This window comes from Aquirufa sp. ROCK-SH2 (assembly GCF_054558315.1).
The window spans coordinates 55,267-76,302 of record NZ_JBPXKB010000006.1; the positions used below are offsets into that span (position 1 = coordinate 55,267).

General features: G+C 36.0%; 20 protein-coding genes. 10 read left to right on the forward strand and 10 right to left on the reverse strand.

Annotated features, from left to right (window positions below; genetic code table 11):
* Positions 1 to 8: 8 nt before the first annotated feature.
* The 6 genes from V7S79_RS11830 to V7S79_RS11855 form a co-directional block, all read right to left on the reverse strand.
* Positions 9 to 371 carry a hypothetical protein gene (locus V7S79_RS11830; RefSeq protein WP_459490804.1) on the reverse strand — a complete coding sequence of 121 codons (363 nt, stop codon included), beginning with the start codon at positions 369 to 371 and terminating at the stop codon, positions 9 to 11.
* 85 nt (positions 372 to 456) lie between these two features.
* Positions 457 to 1,161 carry a 2-phosphosulfolactate phosphatase gene (locus V7S79_RS11835; RefSeq protein WP_459490805.1) on the reverse strand — a complete coding sequence of 235 codons (705 nt, stop codon included), beginning with the start codon at positions 1,159 to 1,161 and terminating at the stop codon, positions 457 to 459.
* A gap of 11 nt (positions 1,162 to 1,172) precedes the next feature.
* On the reverse strand, positions 1,173 to 2,264 hold the full coding sequence (gene gcvT / locus V7S79_RS11840) for a glycine cleavage system aminomethyltransferase GcvT (RefSeq protein ID WP_459490806.1): 1,092 nt from the start codon (positions 2,262 to 2,264) through the stop codon (positions 1,173 to 1,175).
* A gap of 4 nt (positions 2,265 to 2,268) precedes the next feature.
* The gene (locus V7S79_RS11845; RefSeq protein WP_459490807.1) at positions 2,269 to 3,261 is read right to left on the reverse strand and encodes a M28 family peptidase; all 993 of its coding nucleotides are present in this window, start codon (positions 3,259 to 3,261) and stop codon (positions 2,269 to 2,271) included.
* A 14-nt stretch (positions 3,262 to 3,275) separates the two neighbouring features.
* On the reverse strand, positions 3,276 to 3,806 hold the full coding sequence (locus tag V7S79_RS11850; protein WP_459490808.1) for a T9SS type A sorting domain-containing protein: 531 nt from the start codon (positions 3,804 to 3,806) through the stop codon (positions 3,276 to 3,278).
* A 90-nt stretch (positions 3,807 to 3,896) separates the two neighbouring features.
* Entirely contained in the window at positions 3,897 to 5,417 is a 1,521-nt protein-coding gene (locus tag V7S79_RS11855) for a carboxylesterase/lipase family protein (RefSeq protein WP_459490809.1), read from the reverse strand.
* A 147-nt stretch (positions 5,418 to 5,564) separates the two neighbouring features.
* Here V7S79_RS11855 and V7S79_RS11860 point away from each other — a divergent pair, with 147 nt between their 5' ends.
* The 3 genes from V7S79_RS11860 to V7S79_RS11870 all read left to right on the forward strand — a co-directional run bounded on the left by V7S79_RS11860 (position 5,565) and on the right by V7S79_RS11870 (position 9,063).
* On the forward strand, positions 5,565 to 6,128 hold the full coding sequence (locus V7S79_RS11860) for a YceI family protein (protein ID WP_459490810.1): 564 nt from the start codon (positions 5,565 to 5,567) through the stop codon (positions 6,126 to 6,128).
* Positions 6,129 to 6,190: 62 nt separating this feature from the next.
* Positions 6,191 to 8,404: a carbohydrate binding family 9 domain-containing protein gene (locus V7S79_RS11865; protein WP_459490811.1), complete on the forward strand. Its 2,214-nt coding sequence runs from the start codon at positions 6,191 to 6,193 to the stop codon at positions 8,402 to 8,404.
* A 53-nt stretch (positions 8,405 to 8,457) separates the two neighbouring features.
* On the forward strand, positions 8,458 to 9,063 hold the full coding sequence (locus V7S79_RS11870) for a Crp/Fnr family transcriptional regulator (RefSeq protein ID WP_459490812.1): 606 nt from the start codon (positions 8,458 to 8,460) through the stop codon (positions 9,061 to 9,063).
* A gap of 180 nt (positions 9,064 to 9,243) precedes the next feature.
* Here the strand turns inward: V7S79_RS11870 and V7S79_RS11875 are convergent, their stop codons facing one another.
* Positions 9,244 to 10,302 carry an SO2930 family diheme c-type cytochrome gene (locus V7S79_RS11875; RefSeq protein WP_459490813.1) on the reverse strand — a complete coding sequence of 353 codons (1,059 nt, stop codon included), beginning with the start codon at positions 10,300 to 10,302 and terminating at the stop codon, positions 9,244 to 9,246.
* The gene (locus V7S79_RS11880) at positions 10,303 to 11,502 is read right to left on the reverse strand and encodes a parallel beta-helix domain-containing protein (protein ID WP_459490814.1); all 1,200 of its coding nucleotides are present in this window, start codon (positions 11,500 to 11,502) and stop codon (positions 10,303 to 10,305) included.
* Positions 11,503 to 11,634: 132 nt separating this feature from the next.
* On the opposite strand from V7S79_RS11880, the gene V7S79_RS11885 reads away from it, so the two are divergent.
* The 3 genes from V7S79_RS11885 to V7S79_RS11895 are packed head-to-tail and all read left to right on the forward strand — an operon-like array spanning position 11,635 to position 13,908.
* Positions 11,635 to 12,387: a transporter gene (locus tag V7S79_RS11885; protein WP_459490815.1), complete on the forward strand. Its 753-nt coding sequence runs from the start codon at positions 11,635 to 11,637 to the stop codon at positions 12,385 to 12,387.
* Between the two features lie 18 nt (positions 12,388 to 12,405).
* The gene (locus V7S79_RS11890) at positions 12,406 to 13,362 is read left to right on the forward strand and encodes a sulfatase-like hydrolase/transferase (protein WP_459490816.1); all 957 of its coding nucleotides are present in this window, start codon (positions 12,406 to 12,408) and stop codon (positions 13,360 to 13,362) included.
* 36 nt (positions 13,363 to 13,398) lie between these two features.
* A complete protein-coding gene (locus V7S79_RS11895) occupies positions 13,399 to 13,908 on the forward strand; it encodes a sulfatase/phosphatase domain-containing protein (protein WP_459490817.1) in 510 nt (169 codons plus the stop codon).
* Positions 13,909 to 14,523: 615 nt separating this feature from the next.
* Here V7S79_RS11895 and V7S79_RS11900 read toward each other — a convergent pair.
* The gene (locus V7S79_RS11900) at positions 14,524 to 15,201 is read right to left on the reverse strand and encodes a TetR/AcrR family transcriptional regulator (RefSeq protein WP_459490818.1); all 678 of its coding nucleotides are present in this window, start codon (positions 15,199 to 15,201) and stop codon (positions 14,524 to 14,526) included.
* A 131-nt stretch (positions 15,202 to 15,332) separates the two neighbouring features.
* Between V7S79_RS11900 and V7S79_RS11905 the strand changes: the two genes are divergently transcribed.
* The 3 genes from V7S79_RS11905 to V7S79_RS11915 are packed head-to-tail and all read left to right on the forward strand — an operon-like array spanning position 15,333 to position 19,651.
* Positions 15,333 to 16,976, forward strand: a complete 1,644-nt coding sequence (locus V7S79_RS11905; RefSeq protein WP_459490819.1) for a peptidase domain-containing ABC transporter — start codon at positions 15,333 to 15,335, stop codon at positions 16,974 to 16,976.
* Positions 16,963 to 18,276, forward strand: coding sequence for an HlyD family secretion protein (locus tag V7S79_RS11910; protein ID WP_459490820.1), 1,314 nt, complete (start codon positions 16,963 to 16,965; stop codon positions 18,274 to 18,276). The genes V7S79_RS11905 and V7S79_RS11910 overlap by 14 nt, the downstream gene beginning before the upstream one ends.
* The gene (locus V7S79_RS11915; protein ID WP_459490821.1) at positions 18,254 to 19,651 is read left to right on the forward strand and encodes a TolC family protein; all 1,398 of its coding nucleotides are present in this window, start codon (positions 18,254 to 18,256) and stop codon (positions 19,649 to 19,651) included. The genes V7S79_RS11910 and V7S79_RS11915 overlap by 23 nt, the downstream gene beginning before the upstream one ends.
* A gap of 29 nt (positions 19,652 to 19,680) precedes the next feature.
* On the opposite strand, the gene V7S79_RS11920 is transcribed toward V7S79_RS11915, so the two are convergent.
* The gene (locus V7S79_RS11920; protein WP_459490822.1) at positions 19,681 to 20,064 is read right to left on the reverse strand and encodes a hypothetical protein; all 384 of its coding nucleotides are present in this window, start codon (positions 20,062 to 20,064) and stop codon (positions 19,681 to 19,683) included.
* A 103-nt stretch (positions 20,065 to 20,167) separates the two neighbouring features.
* Between V7S79_RS11920 and V7S79_RS11925 the strand changes: the two genes are divergently transcribed.
* The gene (locus V7S79_RS11925) at positions 20,168 to 20,986 is read left to right on the forward strand and encodes a glycoside hydrolase family 16 protein (RefSeq protein WP_459490823.1); all 819 of its coding nucleotides are present in this window, start codon (positions 20,168 to 20,170) and stop codon (positions 20,984 to 20,986) included.
* Positions 20,987 to 21,036: the final 50 nt, after the last annotated feature.

The window sequence follows — 21,036 nt, forward strand, 5'->3', positions numbered from 1 at the left end:
TATCCTATTTAAACGATTCCTTTAAATTTATCTCTTTCTTGGTAGATGGTAATGATCGCCAAAATTGCCAAAACAATACCTACACTCGGAGCATTGGAAATATAAATTTCAAACAACAAAATATTGACCACAATAGGAGTTAGAATAACCAATGCCAATGCTCTACGTAGTGGAAATAAAATCAACACTCCACCGATTACTTCCAACACTTTGATTACAGTCATATAGCCTGTACCACCAAATAATTCCATGAATTTGGCTGGATTTCCAGTCATGGGAGGATTCGGAACAAAATTGAAAAAGAAATTTAAACCTCCGAATAAAAACAAAAATGCCAATAAAATGGACGGAATTTGAGTTAAAATCTTCATAATAAAATCACATTTAGGTTACAAAAAAGAATAATTTATCTTAAAATTATGCAATTTTTAAATAAATCAAAATGATACAATAAAATTATTCTAAAATTAAGGCGCCATTTGACAAACGTGGAAGAACGGGATATTTATCCATTTCTAAACAAAAAGAAATATCCTTTTCAATCCCCAGGCCTAATAAACGATTTACGTGTGAAGAATTTTTTACCGCAGTTAATAAATCTGAACTTGCCATATGATAAGCTTTCCAAGCCATCAATGCTGCATCATCTGCTACTTGAAATGATCCATGCAACCGATCAATCACAGCTCCAGCAAACAAGGTATCTTCCAAATTAGGTTTTCCTTTCCAACCAGCACACACAACCAATGCATCTCCTTGCCAAACTTTTAAGGCTTCGACAATGCTTGAAATATTTAAAAATGCTCCTACATAAACCAAAGGTGCCGATTTTGAACGCTGGATTGCAACAGTTCCGTTAGTTGTTGTTACACAAATTTTAGCACCTTTTACTTTTTCTTTTTGATAACTAAAGGGAGAATTATCAAAATCAAAGCCCTCAGGAGTAATTCCATTACGCTCTGCAGAAGTTAAATAGCCTTTTTCTCGATATGATTCACAAACATCCAATTGTTCAACTGGAACAATCTCTTGCGCGCCATGCGCAAAGGCTGTGACCATACAGGAAGTTGCACGGAAAATATCCACCACTACAACCGCCATGTTGGTTAAATCATACAAATGAATCAAATCGGGAGATAAACAAACGTCAATTTTTCTCATTCTTTATTCAATTAAATAAATGGGAATTTTACTACCTGAGCTTTCAAGGATTTATCGCGAATTTGAATGAAAATTTCAGTCCCCACTTTCGCATTTTCACTACTAACATATCCCATTCCAATTCCTTTAGACAAACTTGGCGATTGAGTTCCAGAAGTCACTTCTCCGATTGTATTCCCATTCTCATCCGCAATTGGGTAGTGCTGACGAGGAATTCCACGGTCAATCATTTCAAAACCCACCAATTTCTTCTTCGGCCCTTCGGCTTTGATTTTAGCATGAATATCCTTGGCAATAAAATCTTTATTGAACGAAGTAATCCAACCTAATCCTGCTTCAATCGGGGACGTGGTGTCATCAATATCATGGCCATATAGACAATAGCCCATTTCGGTACGAAGCGTGTCCCTTGCACCTAATCCAATAGGTAACATATCAAATTCTTTACCCGCTTCAAAAATGGCATTCCAAACAGCTAAGGCATTTTCATTTTTGACATATATCTCAAAACCACCTGCTCCTGTATATCCTGTGTTAGAAATAATCACATTTTCAAAACCAGCAAAAGTGTCAATTTTAAAAGTGTAATAAGGCATGCTCGACAAATCAACAGCTGTTAATTTTTGTAAAGCCAAAATAGCTTTAGGTCCTTGAACAGCGAAAAGACTGTATTCATCACTACGGTTTTGCATCTCAACCCCAAAGGTATTGTGCGAAGAAATCCAGTTCCAATCTTTTTCAATATTGGACGCATTTACCACCAACAAATATTCGTTGTCCTTTATTTTATACACCAATAAATCATCCACAATACCGCCTTCATTATTTGGTAAGCAACTATACTGCACTTTACCATCAACCAATTTGGAAGCGTCGTTGGAACAAACATATTGAATCAAATCCAAGGCTTTTTCTCCAGATAAAAAGAACTCGCCCATGTGACTTACATCAAAAACTCCTACTCCAGAACGAACACAAAGGTGTTCTTGGATCAGATTGTTGTACAAAACAGGCATATTATATCCAGCAAATGGAACCATTTTCGCTCCTAAACCTACATGCACATCATTTAGATGTACTTTTTTTAATTCTACTTCTTCCATGAAATTATTCTCTGTATAAAACTTGTAAAAGTGTTTGACCAACCGCCTTTAATGTCGATTTGTCAATAATTGACATATTATCTTGATGCGTATGATGATAACTACCAAAAGTATTGGGAGTAGCAGGATGCAACTCCACGATATCAATCATTTGAATTTTTGCGATTTCATTGATCGCTGTATGATCATCAGTAATACCAGGACCATCTTGATCAATAAAATAATTATTGTAACCTAATTCAGAAGCAATTGACCATACAGAATGAACAATTCCTGGAGCATATTGCATCGAACTCCCTTCTGTAGGAAATGTGGCCCCTTTTGCCCCCACCATATCCAACAAAATCCCGTAAAAAGGTTTATAATTTTCTGGCATTAAATGGGCTGCCCAATATTGAGAACCCAAGGCCCAAGACATCCCTGTAGGATCATCAGAACTACCACTATCTTCTAAATCAAAAAGTACGATATCAATACCCACATTGGGTTTATTGCTACTAGTTGAAAGTAAACGCGCCAATTCCAACAAAACTCCCGGCCCACTCGCCCCATCGTTGGCAGCATCAATCGGTTCATTCACACGAACTGAATCTTTATCTGCCTTAGGTCTGGCATCCCAATGGGCAGCTAACAAAATTCGTTTCGCTTTTTCTGGTTGAAATTGTGCGATGATATTTGTCCCAAAAAGCTTTTTACCCGAATAATCATTGGCACTAAAAGCTTGTGTTTTAATCGTCCAACCGTAAGATTTGAATTTTTCAATCAACCAATTTTTGCATTTTTCTTGAGCAGCGGAATTGGGAACTCGAGGCCCAAAAGCAACTTGTTTTTCAATAAAATGATAAGCAGAATCAGCGACAAAGGTGGGCGTTTCGACTAATTGACTTGGGCTATTCTCTGAGCTTGTTGTTGTATTTGAGCCATTTTTATACCAAAAAAACACTCCAGAAAAAAGAAACACAACCAACAGCAATAAGGCAATTCTCGAACGATTCATATAAGGATCAAAAACTATTCAACATCTTTAATGAGGGTAAAAACAAATGGATTTCCTTTGTGAAGGATGTGCATTATGTACTTTCCACCTCTGAAATTTTCAAACTTGTCTAACACAATCTCATCAATATCTGCTGGGAAAGTTTGTTCCAACTTAACATTTCCTTGCATGTCGTAAATCACTAAATAAGAGGTTAAACTCGTTTTTAGCGACATTTTGATGGTCAATTTATCTTTAAACGGATTCGGAAATACGGTGTAAGCAATGGGATTTACTTCTGCCGTATTGATTTCTTTTCCCGATTTTTTAATACTCTTCATCAACAAATTAGGCTGTTTAAATCCTTGGCGGACTGTTAAACCATTTTTTGTTACTGTACCTGCAACACTTTGTTGTCCAACTACATGGCTATAATACTTACCATTTACTTTTACCGTTGAACCTCCTGATGAAATCGTAGAAGATTGAACGTTTTGTGAAAAAATAGGCAAGCTCAACAATAATAACAAGCTTAAACTAGTGATGATTAAGGTAATTCTTTTCATTTAATGGTTATTTTTTGATCAAGACTCAAATTTAATCAAATTAACTAGAAGTAGGAAGTTTGCTTATTGATAAAGCGATTTTGGAATTGATTATTTTTGTAAGAGGTCCTCTAACATTTCCAATGCTTCCCTATTCGGCAATTTTTTGCTTTCAATCTTTTGATCCAATAGCTGAACTTCTTGTTTTTGATTGGTAAACGCTGGCCATAAAACGAGATCCTTTCCGTTTGGATCACCCGTTTTAACAAAATTGGCCCAATAATTGGACATTTTTTCACTCAACAAATAATCAACCTGCTCCCAAGGTCTATGAACAGCTTGTAAATTCGCATAGGCATAGGGCACCTCTCCCGTATGAAAGGCCCCAAAAGCTGTTTTTGAATCAAACGCTGGCAAGGCTCTGTTAAATTGATACACATAAACAGGCGATTTCCCAAGTAAATTTTGAGCTTTTGCCCAAGAATGAACTTGTATCCCAAAAAGCTCATCTCTACTCAAATTAAATTGAGAGGCAACCTTTTCAAAAGGATAGTACTTAAACACCTTCCCTGCATTTATTCCATATTTTTTCTCCATATTCTGTTGAAATTCGGATGCAGGAAGGACTTGCCCGCTAACTTTATCGTCTGCATTCCAACCCATCAACAAACCAACATCATTTTGTTTCCCATTTTGATAAATTTCTTGAATCGATTGAGGAAGTACATAACCATCTTGATAAGGTCTCGTCAACCCTCCTTCCATGGCTTGAATTTTCTCAGCGGACAATGCTCTTAAAGCTGAAATATTTGAAGAACCGACGGATTTGGCAAAAGCCAATCCCATCATTTCCGCATCTGATTTCTTTATATTGGTACGTGTCGAATTAGGCAAAATACTTGCTCCACTTTCCGCTATAGCTCCTTTGAATAGACCTTTCGCCAAAGGAGAAGCGCATAAATAATTAACTGCCATGGAGCCAGCCGATTGTCCTGCAATCGTTACTAGATTGGGATCTCCTCCAAAAGCAGAAATATTTTCTTTCACCCATTTTAATGCAGCAATCATATCCAAAATTCCATAATTTCCAGAGGCATCAACGCCCGATTCTGCACTTAATTCTGGGTGGGCTAAAAATCCAAACACTCCAACTCGGTAATTAATACTCACAAAAACCATTTCCTTTTGAGCCATGGCTTCACCCTTGTAAATGGGGCAAGCACTGCCTCCGCTTCGAAATCCGCCCCCATAAATATAGACTAAAACCGGTTTAAGTGCTTTTTTATTCGAGGGTGCCCAAACATTGAGATACAAACAATCTTCACTGATGGGACTTTCGGGAATTAAAAATTCGGACGACCAATATAAAAATGGGCTTGGCTTTGCTTGCATCGGACTTGGACCAAATTCCTTTGCTGGCCGAATACCCGCCCAAGGATTCATAACCTGAGGCGCTTTCCATCTTAAATCGCCCACGGGCGGTTGAGCGAAAGGAATTCCTAAAAATTCATCGATATTACTTTTCGGAAGATGGGTGCCAGCTAGTTGTCCCAATTTGGTTGATACAATCACATCTTGAGCGAACAAATGCAAGGCTAGAAATGACAAAAGAATAGAAAAAAGGTACTTCATGTTTATAGGTTGAGATATTAAGGCAAATTAGTTATTTTTCTTGAAAGTGAGGAGTTTGTCTATTTTTTGATAAATTTGGTCGTGTTTGTAAAGCCAACAATTCATTAAATCGTATTTTCAATCTTTCACCTTAAAAATGATTATTCTATGAAAAAATTAACGTTAGCATTAGGCCTTTGCCTAACGACCCTGTTCGCTTCTGCTCAAACTTTTTCGATTGACAAAGCACACTCAAAATTAGGATTTAGCGTAGTTCACCTTTCTATTTCAGATGTAGAAGGATCTTTCAAGATTACGGATGCAACACTTACTTCTTCCAAAGATGATTTTTCAGATGCAAAATTTGAATTAACTGCCGATGTAAACACAGTTAATACGGATAACGAGCGCCGTGATACACACTTGAAAAGTCCAGATTTTTTTGATGCAGCAAAATTCCCAGCTATTGCTTTCAAAAGTATTTCTATCGCAAAAACTGCTGATCGTAAATTCACTTTAGTGGGTAATTTAACCATGCACGGAGTTACTAAGCCTGTTAACTTAAGTTTGACATTGAATGGCGTAACAACAAACCGTCAAGGCAAAAAAGTAGCTGGATTTAAAGTAACTGGTACATTAAACCGTACGGCTTGGGGTGTAGGATCTATGCCTGCAGCGATGGTAGGTGAAGAAATTGAACTTCGCGCTGGAGGAGAATTTATTCAAAACTAATTTATTTATTTTCGTAAATTTGAAGGAAATAGTGAGTTAAACGACTCCTGTTTCCTTTTTTTATGCGCTATTTTATAATTCTATTTTTTCTAGGGATCCTCTCTATTCCATTGCAAGCACAAGATGCAAGCGTTTTCAAACCTGATTCGATTCGCAAAGAAATCAAAGCAATTCCAATCCATGGAGCAATTCATGTGGACGGAATTCTTAATGAAAAAGAATGGCGAACATCGGCACCAAGCACAAGATTTACCCAAGTAGAACCTTTTCAAGGCAATCGACCTAATCATGACACCGAAATTAAGGCACTTTACAATCAACATTATCTCTATTTAAGCGTATTTGCCAAAGATTCTTTAGGCAAGAAATCCATTCGCGCTACCGACTTTAAAAGAGATTTTAATTATTTATCACACGATATTGTTGCATTTTCTTTTGACGGATTTAATGACAAAAGAAATGCCATGTCGATTGCCACCAATCCTTATGGAGTTCAAAGAGATTTATTGTCCTTTGACGATTTGTATTATGATGTAGATTGGGATGGACTTTGGCGAGTAAGGACTTCTCGATTAGATAGCGGATGGGTAGCTGAAATTGCGGTTCCATGGGAAACTTTGAGGTATCCAAAAACCAATCAAAAAACCCAAAATTGGGGCTTTAATGTGTACCGAAATAGAAGATTGAGCAATGAACTCAGTGCCTTTTCACCTTTCCCTCGGTCTTTTACTTATTTGCGCATGGACTATGCCGGAATTTTATCCAATTTACAACCGCCACCACCCAAACCCAATATTCGAATTCAACCTTATTTGCTCAATTCTTTCGACAATTATTCGGGAAGCGATTTTCAAAATCAAGCGAACCAATTCAGTACAAAATTAGGTGGCGAATTAAAATGGGCTTTTAATTCGAATGATGTTTTAGATCTTACGGCAAACACCGATTTCGCACAGGCAGATGCCGATCGACAAGTCAATAATACTTCTCGGTTTTCCGTTTTTTTCCCTGAAAGAAGGCAATTTTTCTTGGAAAACGCCTCCCTTTTTGGAGTTGGAATCAGTCGAAACCCTGATGAATCTGGAGGAAATATGCGCATTCAACCCTTTTTCAGCAGACGAATTGGATTAGATGACTTTGGGAATCCGATTCCGATTGAGTTGGGTGGCAGATTTGTTCATCGATCGATCAAAAGAAATTACGGGGCTATTTTAATGCGACAAAAGGGCCTAGATACGCCTGTGCCAACCAATTTTTTTGTGGGTAGGTACTCCGAAAACATCGGAGATCAAAATAGAATTGGTGGAATTGTAACCGTCAAAGATCAACCTGGTGGATCCAATATTGTTAATTCCGTGGATGGTTTTTTTCGATTAGGAGAGTCTCATTCTTTGAGTGCCATGGCCTCACATTCCGCTTCCAATAATACTGGCCAACAAGGCTATTCCGCCTATGCGCAATATTATTATGTAAGCAATCAGTTTAAAATTTGGTGGACTCAATCTGTTGTTTCCAAAGATTATAATCCAGAATTAGGTTTTGTTTCCCGCAAAGATGTGGTTGCAACTACGCCTGGTATTTTTTATTGGTATAGAGGAAAAAGATTACCATTTAAAAAGTGGCTTAGAGCTTGGGAGCCAAGTATTTTCCCGGAATTTTATCATCAAGCCTCCACTGGCAAGTTAATTGAACGTTCTTGGACCATTTACCCTGCTTGGTTGAACTTGCAAAGTGGAGCCTATTTTGGGTATAGCATCACCCCAACTTATCAAAATTTAACGGAGGTTTTTGAGCCATTGGGTGTTAAAATTTCGACAGGGGAATACAATTATGTTAGACATCAAATCTATGCCAGTACTGACCCTTCCAGAATGTTAAATTTACAAACCATTTACAATTGGGGCTCGTATTTTAATGGTTCGCTAATTTCAGGTGACTGGACATTACAGTTTGTCCCAATTCCACATGTTTCATTTTCAGCTAGATTAAATCGAAACGCTTTTGAGGCTGTAGGCGATTTAAAAGAAACCAAAACCATTGATTTATATTCGCTTGAAGGAAGATTTGCATTGAATCCTAGGGTACAAGTGATTGGATTTTATCAAAAAAACTCTGAAAACGAATCACATAATTACAATATTCGACTTTCGTGGGAATATCAACCACTGTCTTATATCTATTTAGTTTTCAATCAATTCGCCTATCAAAATTCCGCTTTCAAAAACCAAGTAGAAAACCATGTAATTTCTAAAATAAGTTATTTGAAACAATTTTAAAATAATATTGGCTTAGCCACTAAGTTTGAATATATTTGGTAAATTTTATTACCATGACCACTAATAACAGTACACAGGAAGCGTTTCCGACGCGCAATTTATTGAGCATTTTGGCTTTAACCGAAGTAATGCCCTTATCCAAAGGTTTGAAAAATTTTCTCTCAGAAAGAATTCAACAAGTCAATTATAAAAAAGGAGAAATTTTTGCCCATTCTGGTAATTTTTGTGATCGAATTTTCATGCTTAAAAAAGGAGCAGCACGAGGATTTATGATTCGAGAAAAAACAGAAATTACAACCTGGATTTGCTTGGAAAAAGAGTTCATTCTTAGTTTTGAATCCTATTTTAAAAATCAAGTTTCCAAAGAAAGCTTTCAAGCCTTAGACGATTGCTATTTAGACTATATTGAAATAAGCGATTTGCGTTATTGTTTAAGTAATTTCCCTGAAATGGAAGCGCTATACCGTTTTTTTCTCGAAAAATATTTTATGGCTTCTTATGACCGTGAAACCATTTTAAGAACCACGAACGCATCGGAGAGATTCAAATATTTCAAGGAAAATTTTAATCCGAATCTCATCGAAAAAATTCCTTCTAAATACCTCGCTTCTTTTTTAGGTATGCGGGCAGAAACTTTTTGCCGCATAACTAAGGAATAATTACTGATAAACTTTGCAATTGCTTGATATTTATCAAATTAGAATGCGACTATCCCAAATTACAAGAATGAAATTTGTGCCAAGTCCTCTAATTTTACACCATTCATTTAGCATTAGCGGGTTAGATGAAAATTGTTTTTTAATTAGTAGAATTAGAATAAAAGTGTTGAAATCCACGGATTAATGATTCGTGGATTTATTGTTTATTGACTTAATCCATTCTCGAACCAACTCTATTCCTTCTTCATGATTTAAACTTCTCCCTAATTCGGGCATCATGACACCCGGATCTTTTGAGGCCATCCTGTAATGCAAAATACTTTCCTCTGGTTTTCCAGGAACTATATCAAATCTCAAATTACCAGAACCTCTACCCGCTGCAACGGGCGGTTTCATAAATCCATAAGCCGTTTTGTCTTGAATATCCCATCCCAAAAACAAACCCGAAGAACGTGCTGGCCCAGCAGAATTATGACAATGTGCGCAATTAATATCTAAATAGGCTTTCACTCGTTCATCTAAACTTTCCGATGGATTGGAATAATTGACCAAGCGGGGAATCCCTATTTTATCTTTTGGCAAATCATTCAAATATCCTAAATCAGACCAATGCGCTAATTGATTTTTGCGTCCATCCGTATATTCAAAATCTCCATTCAATTGTCTAGCCGATGGCCCAATGGGAGTCATCTTTCCGCCACGTTCATGGCAACCTTTACACTGATTCATATTGGGAATGGAATATTCCACCTGTCTTTTTTCGCCCTTTTGATCCAACCAAGAAACTTTCTCTGATCCACCAGCGACTTCCAATACTGCCTCTGTTTGCTCTTTGTTCCAAATATAAGGCAATGCAATCCATCCTTTTGGCTCATGCAAGAGCACTCGAGTTTCCATTAATCTTCTGCCCGATTGTTCTTTTCGCTCATCATTTTTGTAATAAAATGTTTTAACGATGGCGGTTCCCACAGGAAATTGCAAGACTGAATCGGGATTGTAATTCACTTTTTGACCATTGGGTAATCGAACAAATCTCAACTTGTGAGCATAATCAGAAAACAATGGAGCATTTAAAGAATAAGGAACAACTCCCTCTGAAGGAATCTGTAATTTAATATCCCCTTTGAAAAAACCGTATTCAGATAAATTTTCTTTGTAATTAAATTCCACTGCAGGATGCGTGGACATTAAACCCAACAAAATCAAAGAAGCAAAAATTAAAAACGTAATATATTTCATCTAAAATTGTATGGATTTAATCATTCCCAATTCACAATTAAAATAGTCTTCCCCGATTTGAATATTTTTAAAATCATGCTCGGCATCTAACATCGCTGAGAATTGGTTGATATTATTCTTAACACAGATTCGATATTCAGGATAATATTGACCGTCCTTTCCAAGCTTTTCTGAATTCAAAATTCCATCATAAACCACGAATGGGAGTTTTCGCCCAAATCTCAATTTAAAACGATATAATTTTCCAAAGCGACTATCGGCAGGAGCGCGCCCAGCATTTCTTTCAAAATGATTGTCGTGTATAAAAATGCCTGTTGGATAGGGATCATATTCTTTGTCTTTGATCTTTAATTCAGTCATAAAATAACTGACAACCGACACACCAATAGTTTGATTATTCAAAATCTGATTATCAAAAATTTCCACATCACTGGTAGCCAATACCATCATTCCCGTCCCTTTGGGCACATTCCCCACAATATTTCCTTTGGGCGCAAAATTCTTCAAATTATTTTCTTGAACAACATTGTGATACACTCGAACATGACCCCCTTTTTTCTGAATTAAATCAGGTAAATCAAATACCAAAATCCCACCCGTATTACCAATCGCCTTATTATTGAAAACTTCCGCATTTAGTGAGTTTTCAATCTCAATCCCAGCAACATTTTGATAGGCTTCGCAATTTCGAACGATGATATTTTTCGATTGCCCTACATATATGCCTGCATCAGAAGCGCCAATCGCTATGCAGCTGTCAATTACTACATTTTCACATAAAACAGGATATAAGGCATAACTTCCGTTCGTCGATTTTGGACCACCTGTCCAAGCAGTTTTTAAGCGTCGAAAGGTCATTCCTTTTACGTGCATGGTTTTGATTAAATCGCCTTTCGAGTCTTCAGCAGTGAGGTCTTCTATGATGATATTCTCACAATTAGATACTTTAATCCCCTCTGCTCCTTGCACTTGACCTTTGAAACTCAACACTGTTTTATCGATTCCACTCCCTCGAATGATGATGTTTTTCTTCCCTTCCAAAGACAAACTTTTTGTCAATTGAAAATTTCCTGCCTCTATTTGAATGATGGATCCATCCTCTGCTAGAATTAATTGCTTTTGAAGTTTTTTCTCAAAATCTGCTTGAGCAAAAAGCTGGAATGACAAAATGCTAAGGATTAAAAATAGGGATTTACTCATGATTAAATGGATTTTCAAAATAGCTTTAGATAGAGTCTAAAATTACTACAAATCTTGATAGATAAAAAACGAACGATTTAAGTTTGCATAAATTATTTTTTAGATAAGACTAAAAAATAATTATATTGCACCATGAAACACAGCATTTATCTCCTTTTACTATTAATAATCTGTTCATTATCAAGCTATTCCCAGCAAATTGGAAGAATAGAAACGGACCGTCCAGATCAAACAGAGTGTCCATTTATTGTCAAAAAAGGGTATTTTCAAGGGGAATTTGGCTTCAATCGATCTATTTCTCCTACGGATATTGCCTATCTATTACCCACTTCTTTATTGAAAATAGGTATTCACAAAAATTGGGAGTTGAGATATACCACAGTATTATCAGCAGGAACGGGTATTTCACCTTCATTCACAACAGAATCCTTTGGTTTTAAAGTGCAATTGATCGAATCACAAAAATCTTTTCTTCCAAAAACGGCTTTAATCGTTCAATACCATTGGGACAATGAAAGTAGAGATGAAAGTGAGAGAAATAACCTACCCCATTCCATTGGAGAAACTGTTTTTACCTTTCAAAATAACCTCTCTGAACGCTTTGGAATCGGATATAATGTAGGATTGGAATATCACTCCAACGGAAAAATAGAAGGCATCTATCGATTTGCTCCTAATATGAATATAGGTGAAAGAGGATACGCTTATGTGGAAGTATTTGGTCGTTTCCCTAAATCGATAGATACTGAATTTTGGGGCGATTTTGGACTAGCCTATTATATATCGGATGATGTAAAAATAGATTTTTCAGCAGGTAAAAGCTTACAAAATAATTCAGATTGGTACAGCGCTTTGGGTTGCTCATTCCGTTTGAAAATTTGGTAAAAAGTCCTACTTTTAGGAATGAAAAAAGTATATCAATTCATTTTGTGCGGACTAGTTCTATTCAGCTTTTCTGCGACTGCACAGCAAAAAAATTTCTTGATATTTTTAGTAGATGACCTTGGCTGGCAAGATGTTTCGGTCCCATTTGCTGATTCTATTACACATTGGAATCGATTGTACCGAACCCCTAATATGGAAAGATTAGCTGCCCGTGGTGTGAAATTCACTCATGCCTATGCTCATCAAAATTGTACGCCTTCTCGAGTTTCTATGTTGACTGGAATGAATCCGATAAATCACAAAGTTTCTTCATGGACCTTTCAAAAAGATCAAAATCCAAAAGAAGGTGGAGACTCGAATTATGAAGTTCCTCAATGGAATATGAACGGTTTAAGTCCAAATCCATTTCCCAATAGTTTTACTGCCAAAAGTTTAGCGCAAAAACTGAAAGACCAAGGATACACCACTATACATGCTGGAAAAGCCCATTTTGGAGCTTATGATACACCTGGTGCAAATCCCAAATTGCATGGATTTGATATCAATATTGCGGGAACTGCCGCTGGCCAACCTGCGAGTTATTCTGGATTACAAAATTTTGGTAACAAGCCTAATGGCAATTCTGACATCCGAGCGGTCCCAAACTTAGAACGTTTTTGGGGAAAAGATATTCACTTGACAGAAGCCTTAACGCAAGAAAGTTTACGTGTGTTAGATTCAGTTCGCAAAGAGAAGCAACCGTTTTTTATGCTCTTTTCAAATTTTGCGGTGCATACTCCAATTCAAGCAGACTCGCGCTTTGTGGATTACTACTATGCCAAAGGAATGGATAGCACGGAAGCTAAATATGCTTCTTTGATTGAAGGCATGGACAAAAGTTTGGGCGATTGGTTGAATTATTTGGACAAGAACCAGTTGACCAAAAACACGGTCATTATTTTCTTATCAGACAATGGTGGATTAACCGATGTATGAAGAGGAAAAAAATTAAGGAATACCTATAATAGTCCATTGAGAAGTGGAAAAACTTCTGGCTATGAAGGAGGCTTGCGTATTCCATTTATTATTTCGGGAATCGGGAAAAATGGAACTAGCAACCATGAAAATATCATCATAGAGGATGTTTTCCCAACAATCCTTGATTTAGCAAAGCTGCCTAAACGGAAATCGGATGGGCAATCTATTTTATCCCTTATTCAACAAAAAAAATCGAATAAACATAGATTTTTAACTTGGCATCATCCACACATGCGAACCAATGGATCATCTGATATTCAAGCATTTAGTGCGATCCGTCAAGGCAAATGGAAATTGATATATTTCCATAAAGACCAACATTTTGAACTTTATGATACCCAAAATGATATATCTGAAAAATCAAATTTATTCCTATCGAATCACAAAATAGGGCGTTTTTTAGCGCAAAAATTGGGGGAAAAACTAAAGTCCAGTGGGTCTAAAATGCTATTGAATGCAAGTACCAAAAAAGAAATTCCGTATTTAATTCCGTCTATAAATTAGATTGTTGAAGCATTTTACCACAAAGACGACATAATAACTAAATCATTTCGACCTCTGGCTTCGACTCCAGCCATCAGTATCATACCTCTTACTTATCACCTATTACCTCTTACCTTTTACCTCTTACCTATCACCTTTTACCTATCACCTTTTACCTATTACCTATTAATGCGAATTAAGGGTTAAATTTTTCTTTGTGAACATAGTGTTTAAAAATTGGAGTTAACACACAAAAGTTTAAAACATTAAGCCATTAAGATTTTTCTCTTTCCTCATCATTGAAGAAAATCAGAATATTGATTGGAAATATAAGTAACTAGATAGTAAACCTAATTTTCTTTTTTTAAGGGGTTATGCGTCCCCTTGCCCCCTGCAATTTAAGGGTTTAAGAGTTCAGTTATTTGATAAAATTTTAGGAAGAGAGAGAAGAGAGGCGAGAGAAAAGAGGAATATGCGCTCAGCTTTGCTTAGTGTGTACAATGATTTGAACTTGTAGTTCAATTACACTGTGCCTTTGTGTAAACACAACGACACAAAGATTTAAAACATTAAGCCATTAAGGATCATTACCTCTTACCTCTTACCTATTACCTCATACATCTTACCTCATACATCTTACATCAATCCTATCACCTTAAAAACCAAATCTTTCAAATATTTCTCAACAAATTTTTGCTTGTTCTCCTTCCCAACGTCGGTTAGGCGAGGCAAAAAGCTACTAAAAAATAATTGGGAATGAGCGGTTTCAACCAAAGTAGAACTCAGCGAATGAGGGAAAGGATAATTCTCATTGTAGGATTGAATCAAATCAGAAATTCGAGAACAAAGGTCTTTATACGGTTTATAAACCTCATTTTGGTTAATTTCCTTCACTTCTTTGACAAGGTATACCTTACTACTTTCCGTAATGACAATTTGATGTAAATACTTTTTATTGTAATCCGTTTGGCCTACGCTCTCAGGTAATTCATGCGCTAATAATTCCACCAATCTTTCCAATTTCGACTTGGGATTTTCTATCGGTTGTAATTGGATAACCACCAAATACTCCATGTAAGACCAATACCAATTTAAAATATATAACAATAAACGATGCTTATTTTCAAAGTATCGATAAATAGTGGCTTCTGTGGTATTCAATTCCAAAGCCAATTTTTTGAACGTAAAATGCTCAAAACCCAATTGGTGGATTAAATCAATGGCACCTTTGACAATTGATTTCCCCAATTCCGTACCCTCAGGGTCACGGAGATAAATTTTTTCATTGACTTTAAAACTTAGTGAATAGTCCATTGGTTAAAGATATGATGATGGCAAAATTAATTGATAGAATTACTAACTCAAAAAATATTTTTAATTTTATTTATAATAGTATTACTATTATTTAAAAAAGTATTTTAATTTTGCCTTACTAAATGACGAAAATGAAAAAAAAGACAGCAATGAATCGAGTTTCTGTTTTATTAAAAGAAAATAAAAAAGAGATAACTTCCATTTATTTATTTTCTATTCTAAGCGGATTAGTCAATTTGAGTTTACCACTTGGCGTACAAACCATCATTGGATTAGTCATGGGAGCGACAATGGTCACTTCCATCTATATTTTGATATTTTTGGTAGTGATTGGCGTGTTTTTGGTTGGACTGTTTCAGGTCAATCAAATGAAAATCATCGAAACAATTCAGCAAAAAATCTTTGCTCATTATGCATTTGAATTTGCCGATAAGCTTCCAAAAATGGATTTAAAATTGACGGATAAATATTTTATACCTGAAAAAGTTAATCGATTTTTTGATACCGTCAACATTCAAAAAGGATTTGCGAAATTACTGTTAGACATCCCCATCGCCAGTGTTCAAATCATTTTTGGGGTCATTTTGTTATCGCTATATCACCCATTATTCATTCTATTGGGAATTGTACTGCTTTTGATTTTAGGTGGAATTTTAAAATTTACCAGTAAAATCGGTATTGAAACAAGCATTGAAGAGTCGAATTACAAATACGAAGTCGTGGGCTTTTTCAGTGAAATGGCGAGAACTTTGAAGTCATTTAAATTTAGTCAAGGTTCTAACTTAAACATAACCAAAACCGATAAAAATGTAAGTGGTTATTTACAAGCCCGTACGAAACATTTTCAAATTTTGTTGTTCCAATACAAAACCTTGATCTTTTTCAAAGTCAGCTTGACTATCCTCATGTTAACTTTGGGAACCTATTTATTGGTCAACCAACAATTAAACATTGGAGAATTCATTGCAGCAGAAATTGTCATTTTGATGATTATTTCAGCGGTGGAGAAACTAATCATCAGTTTAGATAGTGCTTATGACGTCATCACCGGCTTAGAAAAAATCGCTTCTGTTACGGAAGCGCCCTTGGAAAAATCGGGCAACTTGCCTGTCAATAAAGTATTACCTTTTGAATTGGCCATGGAAAATTTCAGTTTTCAATTTGAAGCCAACAAAAAATTACTGGATCAAGTATCCGTACACATTCCTGCGGGAAGTAAAGTTAGCGTAAGTGGAGATGAGGGTTCAGGCAAGTCCTTGTTTATACGTATGCTGACAGGAAATTATCAAGATTTTCAAGGCAACTTATTAGTCAATCACATTCCCATTCAAAATTATGACTTAAAAAGTCTGCGTTTACAAACGGGCATTTTACTACATGGTCAAGAAATATTTGGTGGAACGGTATGGGAAAATATTAGCTTAGGTCAAGAAAGCATGACGCCAGCGTCCATCATGGAAACTGCAAGAAAATTAGGCTTTGAAGATTTCATCAAACATTTTCCAGAGGGATTTGACAGTAAAATTGAGCCCATTGGAAAAAAGACCCCACAGACAATAATTCGCAAAATTTTATTGTTGAGAGCCTTAACTGGCGACAAGAAACTACTTCTTTTAGAAGAACCTTGGAGCGGCTTGGATTCCAAAAGTACGGAAAGGCTGAAAGCCTATTTATTATCCAAAGACATCGATGCAACCATTATTGTTGTGTCCAATGATCCTGAATATAATGCAAAAACAGACCAACAAATTACTTTCAAAAATGGAAAAATTTAAGTCATTCGACCTGATATATCAGCACGGTAAAAATACGAGTATCAAAATATGGCTGGTGGGTTTTATCCTGTTGTGTCTACTCATCATTTTTTTGCCATGGACTCAAAATATCCGAACAAAAGGAAATATTACAAGCCTGTACCAAGAGCAAAAACCCCAAAAAATCTATAGTCCAATTGCGGGGAAAATAGCCTATTGGAGAGTTAAAGAAGGAGATTTTGTGAAAAAGGGAGATACACTTGTGAAAATTGCTGAAATCAAGGCGGAATATTTGGATCCTAATTTGATTCCTAGAACGCAAGATCAATTGATTGCGAAGAAAAATTCTTTGACTTTTTATGAACAAAAAGTACAAGCCACCTTATCTCAAATTGAAAATCTAAAAACTGCCAAAAATTTAAAAAAAGAGCAATTAACGAATAAAGTAACCCAATTAAACCAAAAAATATTGGGAGAAAAAGCAGAATTGGAGGCCACGAACAATGAATATCAATTAGTCAAAGATCAATTTGAAAGAAACCAAAAAATGTACCGAGAAGGTTTGATATCTCAAACTCAATATCAACAAAGAAATGCGGCCATGCAAAATGCTTTGGCAAAAAAAACTATCTCCGAAAATAAGGTGAATCAAACGCTTCAAGACATTAGCAATGCCAAAATTGAATTGAGAAGTGTCGACCAAGAGTATGACGAAAAAATCAACAAAGCGGAGAGCGATCGATTTCAAAATTTAGGACAAATTGAGACGACGAAAGGCGATGTTGCCAAACTAGAAAATCAAGTTAGCAACTATACCATTCGAAATGGGATGTATTATTTAATTGCCCCTCAAGATGGACAAGTGATTCAAGCCAAAAAAGCAGGAATTGGAGAACTATTGAAAGAAGGGGAAGAATTATTGACTATCGTTCCTACTAGCAATAATTATGCAGTAGAAATGTTTGTTCGACCAGTAGATTTACCCTTGATTGCTCCTGATCAAAAGGTTCGATTCATCTTTGATGGATTTCCAGCAATTGTATTTGCGGGTGGATGGCCTGAGCAAAGTTTTGGAACATTTTCAGGTAGAATTTTAGCGGTAGAAAATTCCATTAGTCCCAATGGATTATTTCGAGTGATTGTTATCGAAGATGCCACGGAAAAAAAATGGCCAAAGCAAATCAAAATAGGTGCAGGCGTGCAAGGAATTGCCTTATTAAACGATGTCCCACTTTGGTATGAAATTTGGAGAAACATCAACGGCTTCCCTGCCGATTTTTATCAAGCAAAATCTAAAAATGAATCGAAAAGTGAAAAATAGTATCTTTCTTTTTTTATTGATTGGGCAGATTTGCATTGCGCAAGAAAAGGTCTTGAACCCGGAATCGTTTTTGAAAATTGTTCAGACCTATCATCCTATTTCACAAAAAGCGAGTATAGGAATCCGAAAATCAGAAGCAGAAATTTTAAAGGCAAGAGGAGCATTTGACCCCATATTGTCGCATTATAGTGCAAAAAAGACCTTAGATTCGAAAAATTACTACGAATATCATTCGCCGGAATTGAGTATTCCAACTTGGTATGGCATTGAATTGAGTGCTGGAATTGAAAATTTACAAGGAACTCGAATAGACCCAAGTAGGACTTTGGGACAAACCAGCTACATAGGAATCAATGTCCCATTGGCCAAAAATTTAGTGATTGATAAACGCAGAGCTGCTTTGGCACAAGCCAAAATAATGAACAAAATGGCGTTTGAAGAACAAAGGAACACGATCAACACTTTGATCTATGAGGCGATGGAGGCGTATTTTATGTGGGCAAAAAGCTATACCGTTTTGAACATTGTAAAGCAGAATTTGGACATCTCGCTAAAACGTAAAAATTATGTATTGAGAAGTGTGGAATTAGGGGATCGGCCGGCAATAGACACATTGGAAGCAAGTACTCAAGTTCAATATTTTGAAAATCTATATCAAAACAAATGGCTCGATTTTCAAAATAATGCCTTGTCGCTTTCTGTTTATTTATGGTCAGAAAATAATACCCCGATGGAATTGGATTTGGATGTACGCCCCAATGAACGTTGGACTGATTTTTCTTTGTTGGCAGATTTTGATTTAGACAAAAACTCTTTGTTAGAAAAGGCTTATGCCAACCATCCAGAACTAAAAAGTTATCAGTACAAAATCGAGGCACTTCAAGTAGATCGAAAATTAAAATTTCAAAGTTTATTGCCTAAGCTCGACTTGACCTATAATCAGTTATCAAAAGGTGGCCCAACGTTATATACTTCCAATTTATTGGACAATAATTTTCAATATGGCCTAAAGGTAGAAATTCCATTAAGGTTTTCTCAGGGACGTGGAGAATATGCGCAAGCGAAGTTAAAGATACAGGAAGAGAATTTGAATTTGGCTCAAAAAAAACAAGGGATTGAGCTAAAAATCCATGCCTATTTCAATCAATTTCAAAGTTTAAAAAAGCAGATTAATACCCAAGAAAATGCTTTGAAAAATTATCAAGCTTTGGTAAAAGCGGAAGAATCGAAATTCGAACAAGGCGAATCATCTTTGTTTTTAATCAATAGTAGAGAAACAAAAGCAATGGAAGCTGCTGAAAAATTAATTGATTTAAAGTCGTATTTATTTAAATCGATTTACGCGCTTCAATCGAGTGCAGGTTTATTGATATAAAAAAAGCGGTCATTGACCGCTTTAAAACTTTATTTGTCTGTTTTAATTCTTTCACCAACGGCATCAAACATCGACATTAAACTGCCTTCTACATGATTTTCGTCTTTCTTTTTCAAATCTAAATTGACATCATAACCTTGTGCTGTAAAAAACAAGGTGATAGCACCTTCTTTGATCTCAGTCTTAGAAATAACTGAAATTTCAGTTCCTGATGTATCTTGAATGACACCCGCAATTTCTCCATCTTTTTTAGTTAGGAGAAACACCATTTGAGCATCTCCATTCGGGGTTCCTTTGATAACAATTTGCCATTTTCCAACAAAATAATCTAGATTGTCAGCTGGTTTTGCGTTAGAGAAAAATGAAATAAAAAGGAAGCAAATTAATGCAAAAAATGTAGTTAATTTTTTCATGAATTTTTGATTTAGGGTTTGAAAAACTAAATCTAAGCATAAATTTAAAATATCTATAAAAAAATTATCTAATTTAGATTTTACTAATCAAATTGATTTTATAATGAAATACATCAGTTACATATTACTATTCATCAGTTTTTTTCTTTTAAGTTTTCAAGAAAAGTCTACACAAAGTAAAAAAAAGAAAGACTACACTTTTTCCGAAAAGCCCATTTGGTCTGATGAATTTAATCAAGGGACAAAGCCCGATTTGGCGAAATGGTCCTATGATTTAGGTGCTGGAGGTTGGGGAAACAATGAATTACAATATTATACCTCAGGAGCCAATGCTAGTATTCAAAATGGGATTTTGTCTATTACTGCCAAAAAAGAAAGCATTGAATCGGGGACTTTTAGTTCTGCCCGTTTAGTCACAAAAGGTAAAGGCGATTGGTTATATGGAAGATTTGAAGCAAGAATTAGAGTACCAAAAGGACGTGGAACCTGGCCAGCATTTTGGATGCTTCCAACAGATCAAATGTATGGAAATTGGCCCAATTCCGGAGAAATTGATATCATGGAACACGTCGGTTATGACCCCAATGTGGTACATTGTACCGTACACACTGGCGCTTTCAATCATACCAAAGGGACTCAAGTGGGGGTTAAAAAGCAAGTCGCCACTGCTGACAGTGAATTCCATGTGTATCGAGTAGATTGGACGCCTGATTATATCCAAGGATTTATCGATGATGAACTTTTTTATAGTTTCAAAAATGATGGTCAAGATGCAAGCCATTGGCCATTTAACAAACGCTTTCATTTGATTCTCAATTTGGCTGTTGGTGGAAATTGGGGTGGCGCCAAAGGCGTGGACGAGAGCGTTTTTCCTTTAAGTTATGATATCGATTTTGTGAGGGTGTATGAGTTGTTGAAGTAGGATGTAAGATTAATTCTATATTTTCAATTCTACATTCTTAATTTTACATC